Raw genomic sequence first — 8173 nt, 5'->3', positions numbered from 1 at the left:
TCTCTAAATATTTAAATATGTTACTCTGATTTCTCAGAGTAACCTTAATTTTTCTTTTCTAAATTTAATATATTATCCTAATACTTTTAATACTGAACCAACCATACCAATTAAGATTAATAAGAATATAACTTTTGTTGAGTTTAATTTTTTTCTTCCAAGCATCCAGTATGTTAAAAATACTATCGCAAGTGGTAATAATGATGGCATAATTTTATCTAATATATCTTGAACTGGAAGTGTTACCTCACCTGATGTAAATACATAAGGAACTTTTGCCTTAACAACTGTTGGGATAAGAGCTCCAATAACTGTCATTCCTAAAATTGTAGCTGCTTCTGTAATATTTTTAAGTTTTGTTCCAATACTTCCAACAACTTTTGTACCTTGTTTATATCCAAGGTGCATAAACCAGTTAGCAAGGAACATTCTTCCTATATTAGCAAACATCCATAAGAAACATCCAATTGGATTTCCTTCTAAAGCCATGTAAGCTGCTATTGAACCAAATATTGTATTGAAAGTCATACCAAATAATGTATCTCCAACTCCTGCAAGAGGTCCCATAAGTCCAGTCTTAACAGCTGCAACAGCCTCCTGAACACCTTCACCCCCTTGCTCTTCTATAGCAAGGTTAGCTCCGATTATAATTGCACTTGTTGTCATATTTGAGTTGTAGAACTGTAAGTGATTCTTAACTGCTGAATTTAACTCATCTTCATCAGTATATATTTTCTTAAGGAATGGCATCATTGTGTAACAATATCCAAGTCCTTGCATTTTCTCATAATTCCAACCTGTTTCTCCACCTAGGTACCATCTGAAATAAGCTCTGTTTATATCTTTTTTTGTAAATTTAACCTTACTCATCTTCATCAAATCCTCCTGACATTGTTGATACTGTTACTTTCTTATCCTCTTCCTCTTTTTGCTTGAATCTGTTATAAGCTATAGCTCCCCCAAGTAAAGCTACTCCAAGAACTGGTATATTTAAATAAGCTGCTAAAACAAATCCTATTACAAGGTATGAAGCATAATTTTTAAGTGGTAAATATTTTAATAATATTGCTATACCGATAGCTGGTAATAATCCACCTGCTGTTTTAAGTCCTGTTAAGAACCACTCTGGAGATGCTCCAAGTATTTGATCTACAACTTCTGCTCCGAAGAATAAGATAACGAATACTGGTACAAATCTTGATAATGACCAAGGAATAACTCCTAATATATTCATAAGTTCTACTTTGTCATAATCTCTTTTTTCTGCATAATCTTCTGCTTTATGTTGGAAGAATGTATTTGTCATTCTAGCTAATATATCTAATTGAACTAATAATAGTGCTGCTGGAACCCCTATTCCAACTGCGAACTCTACACCTTGACCTGTTGAAACAGTAAGAGCTGTTGCAATAAGTGAAGCTGATGTATAATCTGGAATTGAAGCTCCTCCATAATTTGAAACTCCAAGAGTCATAAGTTGAAGAGTTCCTCCAACAAGAAGACCTGTTGTCATATCTCCCATTACTACACCTGCAAATAATCCTGCTATAACTGGTTTTGGTAAACCAAGATGTAGATGTAAACCATCATATTGAGCTACTGCAGCATATGTTGCAAGAAGTAGCATTTGCCATAATTGAATTTCCATAATATAATTCCTCCCCGTCTTAAATTGATTTATAATTTTCTTTTTTTATAACGTTTTAAAAAAATAAATAGTGAAAGGATTTGTTATCCTTTACACTATTTAATAATAGCAATACCCGTGCCAACTTTTTGTCAGTACTGGTATTTATATATAAATCCTTTTAAAGCTTGATTTTACCTATTCTACTTTCTATAATTCCTTGAATTATTTCAATCTCTTTTACTGTTAATGCTAAATTGTACTCTTTAAGTGTGACAGAAAATGCCTTTTCTACAAGTTGTATAAACTTTCCATTACTCTTTTTATACTCTTCCTCATTTTCATATGACACAAGCCCTTGTTTTAATATTAATCGCTCTATCATAATACTAATATGGATATATAAAATCATTCTAAGATCAACAGCAAATATATTATTTAGATAATTTTCCATATTACTTATAACAATTTCAACATCATTAATAATTTTATCTGGATTCAATATAGTAAGTTGATTTATAACATTCTGAAGTGAGAACATTTTAACCAAATCATGCTTAATATCACTAATCTTATCCTCTTCAAGTATTCCTTTAAATAATCCATAAAACTTACCATCATCACTTGATGATATTAAATTCTCTAAAAGAACTACATTTATACTCTCAATATCAAGTTTTGTTGTACTTATAATAAGTTTTACATCATAATCTTCAAATATTTTATCTTCTAACCCCTTACTTGCAAGATTACCATATTCATATGGAATAATTTCTATATCAACATCACCAATACACTTCTTAAGAAGCTGTTTTATCTTAACAGATGTACCAATTCCAGATATACAAGTAGTTAAAATTGCTTTTTTCTTATTACTAGCCTTTATAAACTTACATTCTATCTTTGAATTTTTCTCTGCCGATATAAGCATATCCTCTATACTTTCCTCATGTAAAATTTTACCTGCAATATCTAATGCTATATTAGTAGTAATATTATTTATTACCCCTATATCACCTTTAACTACACCTGATAAAACCTCATAAATTGATAAAAGTGAACCCATATCAACAAGAATAACTAAATCTTTATTTGTATCCATTGCTTCAATATATTTCTTAATATTTCTTTTAACCTCTGTTGGTGACATATCTATTGGCATATCAAAAGCATCAAATATAAACTCACCATAAAGTTGATTGGCTACACTAGCAATACTACTAGCTGTAGAGAAACCATGAGCTACAATTATTGCATTTACCTTTGATGTATTACTATTCATAAGTGTGAAAACATAAAGTGTCACAAAAACTCTCATATAGTTTGTTATCTCAAAATCTAAATTAATATTTAAATTAGTAAGTATTCTACTTGCTATAATATACTCTTTTGAAAGTTTCTTACTAATAACATTAACTATTTCTATCAGCTCTTTTTTCTCTTTATTAGATAAATAACTATCAGACCTATTTAAAAATAACAATACTTTTGATAGAACCTTTGATGTATTCCCATAATGCTTAAATCCATATCTTTCTTCCATTATATTTAAAGTATTACTTATATTATTTCTATATAAATTTTCAATAATATCATTTTCAAGATTTGTGTCACTACTATAAACCATTATGTTTAAATATTTATTTATGATAGCATTGATATTTTTTCTAAACTCAACTAAAGTTGTTTTATTTACATTAAAGTTTTTAACACAAGTTGATAGTTCTTCAAATTCTTTTTGTGTCTGCTTATGTGTAATTTCATCTTCATCATGTGTCATAAACAATTCAGTATTATCCTTATCAATAAATAAATACTCCTGAGTGTAGTATTCTTTAAGCTCTATATTTGCTCCACTCATAAGATGTGACATTTCATTTAATGAAATACTTACTACATCCTCATTTATATTATTTTTATAAACATAAGCACAGAATAATTTAACAAGATTTTTAACACTTCCAACATTACCTTTTTTCTCTTGTGATAATATATAATTTATAACAGCCTTATAAACCTTTAAATTTTTATTAATACTTACTGCTTCATTTAAGAAAAACTTATAAATTAGTGTTATTCTTTCATCAAGACTTCTTTCATCAAGTGCTGGAATATCAATAATTAATGGTATTCTCCTCGTGAATGTTCCAAGAAGTACATCTTGTGGATTTTCAGTAGTGGCAAAAAGGCATTTAACTTTTGCATATTTTTCTATACTGCTCTCACCAATTCTTTTATATACACCCTTGTCCATAAATACAAAGAGCTTTTCTTGTCCTTCAGGTGAAAGTCTGTGAACCTCATCTAAAAATAAGTAACCACCATTTGCAGCTTCTATCAAACCTTTATTATCCTTCTCTGCTCCTGTAAATGCTCCTTTTTTATATCCAAAAAGATTAGCTCCAAGAAGCTCTGGATTATCTGCATAATCAGCACAGTTTAAAGTTACAAAAGGTGCATCTTCTTCTATTTTTTTATTCTCAATAGCATATCTATGTACAAGACTAGCTAAATAACTTTTTCCAACTCCACTTTTTCCAGTAAGTAAAACTGGCATATCTCCTGGATAAAAAACTGCTGACTTACACTGTTCTACAGCAACTTTTAAACTTCCATTATGACCTACTAATTCACTAAATGCATCTCTGTTATTAATTTCTTGTGTTTTTTTCTTATCAGTATTATACTGTTCTAAAATTTCTCTATGAATAAAATAAACTGGTCTAGTCTTAGTTTTGATAACCTTTTCTTCAGTAACCATAATATTTAAATAATGGCTTACAACATTTCTTCTAAGATTTAATTTATCAGCTATTTCAATAGTCTCAATTCCCTCAATATCCTCACCCTCAAACATTTTAAGTGTAAGTTCCTTTAAACAAGCTTCAATTCTACTTTTGTTATTCATTTAATTTCCCCCAATCATCAAGTAACTTAATATAAGTAACGTAACTAAAACACTCTATACCTTTTATACCTATGAAAAACTTCTAGTCCATAGTATTAGTTTTATGACCACACTCATCACATTTATAATATTTTTTTCCATACTGATTATTATCATAAGCATAATCAAAATTTTTCATAAGTGTCCCACATATAGGACATTCCATCTTTTGTTCTTTTTTATTTTTCATCTTATATACTCCTTTTCCAAATATTAGTTCTTATATATAATAATAACAAATTTTCTTAGATACTTTGTAAAAGCATTATAGCTATTATGTAAACTTGTTATTTTCCTTTCTATTATATTACTTTATAATCTAAAATCTAGTATTTCTCTTAAATAAACTAACCATTATAATAATTAAAGCCCATCTATAATAAATTAATTTATTATAGATGGGCTTTTTAGATTTTTTCTGTTTAATTTATTTGGAATAGTTAAACAAGGAAATCTGTTCCTAGATTTATATATTTTTTATACTATTTTCTTAATTCAAATCTATCTGCATTCATAACTTTATTCCATGCATTTACAAAGTCTTTTGTAAATTTAGCTTTTGAATCTGAACTTGCATAAATTTCTGCTATCGCTCTAAGTTGTGAGTTTGATCCGAAGATTAAATCAACACTTGTAGCTGACCATTTTTGTTTTCCTGATACACTATCAATTCCAACAAAGTTTCCTTCTTCTTCATTTTTCTCCCATGATGTTGACATATCAAGTATATTTACGAAGAAATCATTAGATAATACTCCTGGATTCTCTGTGAATACACCTTCTTTTGAACCTTTATGGTTTACATCAAGAACTCTCATACCACCAAGTAATACTGTAAGTTCTGGAGTTGTTAAGTTAAGAAGTTGAGCTTTATCAACCATTAATTCTTCAACTGGTACACTAAAGTTAAATTTAGCATAGTTTCTGAAAGCATCTGTTACTGGCTCTAATACTGCAAATGACTCTGCATCTGTAAACTCTGCCATAGCATCTGTTCTTCCAGCTATAAATGGAACATCTAAGTTTATTCCAGCTTTTTTAGCTGCCATTTCTATACCTACATTACCACCAAGAACTATGATATCTGCAAGACTAACTTTTTTATTTCCGTAACCTTTAGCTTGTTTATTATTGAATTCTTCAACAATAGCTTCAAGTTTTGAAAGTTTTCTTTGAAGATTTTCAGGCTCATTTACTTCCCAATCTTTTTGAGGAGCAAGTCTAAGTCTAGCACCATTAGCACCACCTCTGAAATCACTACCTCTATAAGTAACTGCTGAAGCCCATGCTGTTGAAACAAGATCTGATACTGAAAGTCCTGATGCTTCTATCATTTCTTTTAATACTTTAACATCTTTTTCATTAACAACTTTAAAATCTACAACTGGAACTGAATCTTGCCAAATATAATCTTCACTTGGTATTTGTGAACCTAAGTATTTAGATTTTGGTCCCATATCTCTGTGAGTAAGTTTAAACCATGCTCTTGCAAAAGCTTTTTCGAACTCATCATGATTCTCGTGGAATCTCTTAGATATTGGTCCATATATTGGATCCATTCTTAGTGCCATATCAGCTGTTGTCATCATAGGGAATTCCTTGATTGACTTATCATGTGCTGATGGTACTGATTTAGCTTCTGGGTTTGTTGGTATCCACTGCCAAGCTCCTGCTGGACTCTTAACTAGATCCCAATCATATCCGAATAAGTTATCGAAGTATCCTGTATCCCATTTTACTGGGTTCTTTGTCCAAGCACCTTCTATACCACTTGATATAGTATCGTTACCTTTACCACTTCTAAACTTACTTATCCAACCAAATCCCATTTTTTCTACTGGTGCTGCTTCTGGTTCTGCTCCAACATTAGCTGCATCTCCAGCTCCGTGACATTTACCAAAAGTATGTCCTCCAGCTACAAGTGCAACTGTTTCTTCATCATCCATTCCCATTCTTGCGAATGTTTCTCTAATATCTTGTCCTGATGCTACTGCACTAGGTTGTCCATTAGGACCTTCTGGATTAACATAGATAAGTCCCATTTGAACTGCTGCAAGTGGATTCTCTAAGTCTTTATCTTCTTGTCTTTTATTTTCTAACCACTGTGTTTCTTTACCCCAGTATACATCTTCTTCTGGTTCCCAGATATCTACACGTCCTCCAGCAAAACCAACCATATCAAGTCCCATTGACTCAAAAGCACAGTTTCCTGTAAGTATCATAAGGTCTGCCCAAGAAATTTTATTTCCGTATTTTTGTTTAACAGGCCAAAGAAGTCTTCTTGCCTTATCTAAGTTAACATTATCAGGCCAACTATTTAATGGTGCGAATCTTTGGTTACCTGTGTTAGCACCTCCACGACCATCTCCTGTTCTATAAGTTCCAGCACTATGCCAAGCCATTCTTATAAATAAAGGACCATAGTGTCCGTAATCTGCAGGCCACCACTCCTTAGAATCTGTCATTAAAGCTTTTATATCATTCTTAAGAGCTTCTAAATCTAATTTATTAAACTCTTCAATATAGTTAAATCCTTCTTCCATTGGTGAAACCACCGCTGAATTTTGACCTAAAACTTTTAAATTTAATTGATTAGGCCACCAGTCTTTGTTTGAAGTACCACTACTGAAAGTTACCTTCTCTGTATTATTTTCTTTACCTGCTTTTCCTGAAAACGGACATTTACCCATAATAAGTTCCTCCTTAGTATCTCTCTGTTTCTATTTTTTCAATCTTTTAATTTCATCTTATTATTATCTTTATTTCTCTGATTTTTCTGTAGTTGTTTGTTTGCTAACTACCTTATGAATTTATTATATAATAATTATTATTAATTAACAAGTATTATTTTTTATTTTTTTAATAAAAAATTCATATATTTCTTTAAAACACCTAACAAAGCCATTTATTAGAAATATATTTCTTTAAATATACTATCTAAGTATATCAATATAAGTCTCATTTTCACTATATTTTTAACATTTATTATTTTTTACTATCTAAAAGCAATTCTAAATACATATAATCACCTTCACTTGTAATCTGACCATGCTTCACTTTTAAATCATTTTTAAATAAGGGTCCACCTATAACACTTGTATGAAACTCTCCTGCTTCACCACAAATATCTATACCTCTATCTTCAAGTTCTTTCATATACTCTAGAGTTAAAGTTCTTCCAAGGTCTTCTTTCTTCATCCCTTTACTTAAATTAACTGTAACTATTTTTGTTATAAATCCTAAGTTTACAAACTCTTCAACAACATCTCTATGATCTCTATTCCAAAGAGGCATAGCAAGTCCAAGATTTACACTACTCGCAACTTTCTCATACCAGCATTTATGCTGCGGCATATCAATATCACCTGTAACAAGAACTTCTGCTCCAAGTTCTTTAGCTTTCTCAAGATTCTCAACAAGAACTTTTTCATAAGTTCCCCAAGATGCAGACCCTGTATAAATAGGCACACCTATTTCTTTTGCCTGTGCTTTAAGTAATTCTGGTGAAATACTATGTGCTCTAGACTTTGTACCATCTTCCTCCATCATAACAATAATTCCAACAGCAGTTCCCTCTTCCATAGCTTTATACAAAGCTA

The 8173-nt window shown here is 30.6% G+C and carries 6 protein-coding genes; all 6 read right to left on the bottom strand.

Translation table 11 applies throughout. The annotated features are described in order from the left end of the window. Nucleotides 1-72: 72 nt before the first annotated feature. The gene (locus Q0V15_RS10195; RefSeq protein WP_297438645.1) at nt 73-876 is read right to left on the bottom strand and encodes a PTS system mannose/fructose/sorbose family transporter subunit IID; all 804 of its coding nucleotides are present in this window, start codon (nt 874-876) and stop codon (nt 73-75) included. Beyond that, on the bottom strand, nt 863-1648 hold the full coding sequence (locus Q0V15_RS10190; RefSeq protein ID WP_297438643.1) for a PTS sugar transporter subunit IIC: 786 nt from the start codon (nt 1646-1648) through the stop codon (nt 863-865). The genes Q0V15_RS10195 and Q0V15_RS10190 overlap by 14 nt, the downstream gene beginning before the upstream one ends. 160 nt (nt 1649-1808) lie before the next feature. Further along, complete coding sequence (locus Q0V15_RS10185; RefSeq protein WP_297438641.1) at nt 1809-4535, bottom strand: sigma 54-interacting transcriptional regulator; 2727 nt, start codon at nt 4533-4535, stop codon at nt 1809-1811. An 82-nt stretch (nt 4536-4617) separates the two neighbouring features. After that, nucleotides 4618-4764, bottom strand: coding sequence for a hypothetical protein (locus tag Q0V15_RS10180; protein WP_297438639.1), 147 nt, complete (start codon nt 4762-4764; stop codon nt 4618-4620). A 292-nt stretch (nt 4765-5056) separates the two neighbouring features. Continuing rightward, entirely contained in the window at nt 5057-7264 is a 2208-nt protein-coding gene (gene katG / locus Q0V15_RS10175; RefSeq protein WP_297438637.1) for a catalase/peroxidase HPI, read from the bottom strand. A gap of 295 nt (nt 7265-7559) precedes the next feature. Continuing rightward, on the bottom strand, nt 7560-8173 hold a 614-nt coding region (locus Q0V15_RS10170), incomplete at its 5' end, for a diphthine--ammonia ligase (protein WP_297438635.1).

It is taken from the genome of uncultured Clostridium sp. (assembly GCF_947036855.1).
Classification (GTDB): Bacteria; Bacillota; Clostridia; order Clostridiales; family Clostridiaceae; genus Sarcina.
This window is presented reverse-complemented; position numbering and strand designations above follow the sequence as displayed.

Coding starts and splice junctions, on each gene's coding strand:
- Q0V15_RS10185 (WP_297438641.1), bottom strand. CDS start 4,535: ATGAATAACAAAAGTAGAATTGAAGCTTGTTTAAAGGAACTTACACTT.
- Q0V15_RS10190 (WP_297438643.1), bottom strand. CDS start 1,648: ATGGAAATTCAATTATGGCAAATGCTACTTCTTGCAACATATGCTGCA.
- Q0V15_RS10195 (WP_297438645.1), bottom strand. CDS start 876: ATGAAGATGAGTAAGGTTAAATTTACAAAAAAAGATATAAACAGAGCT.
- katG (WP_297438637.1), bottom strand. CDS start 7,264: ATGGGTAAATGTCCGTTTTCAGGAAAAGCAGGTAAAGAAAATAATACA.
- Q0V15_RS10180 (WP_297438639.1), bottom strand. CDS start 4,764: ATGAAAAATAAAAAAGAACAAAAGATGGAATGTCCTATATGTGGGACA.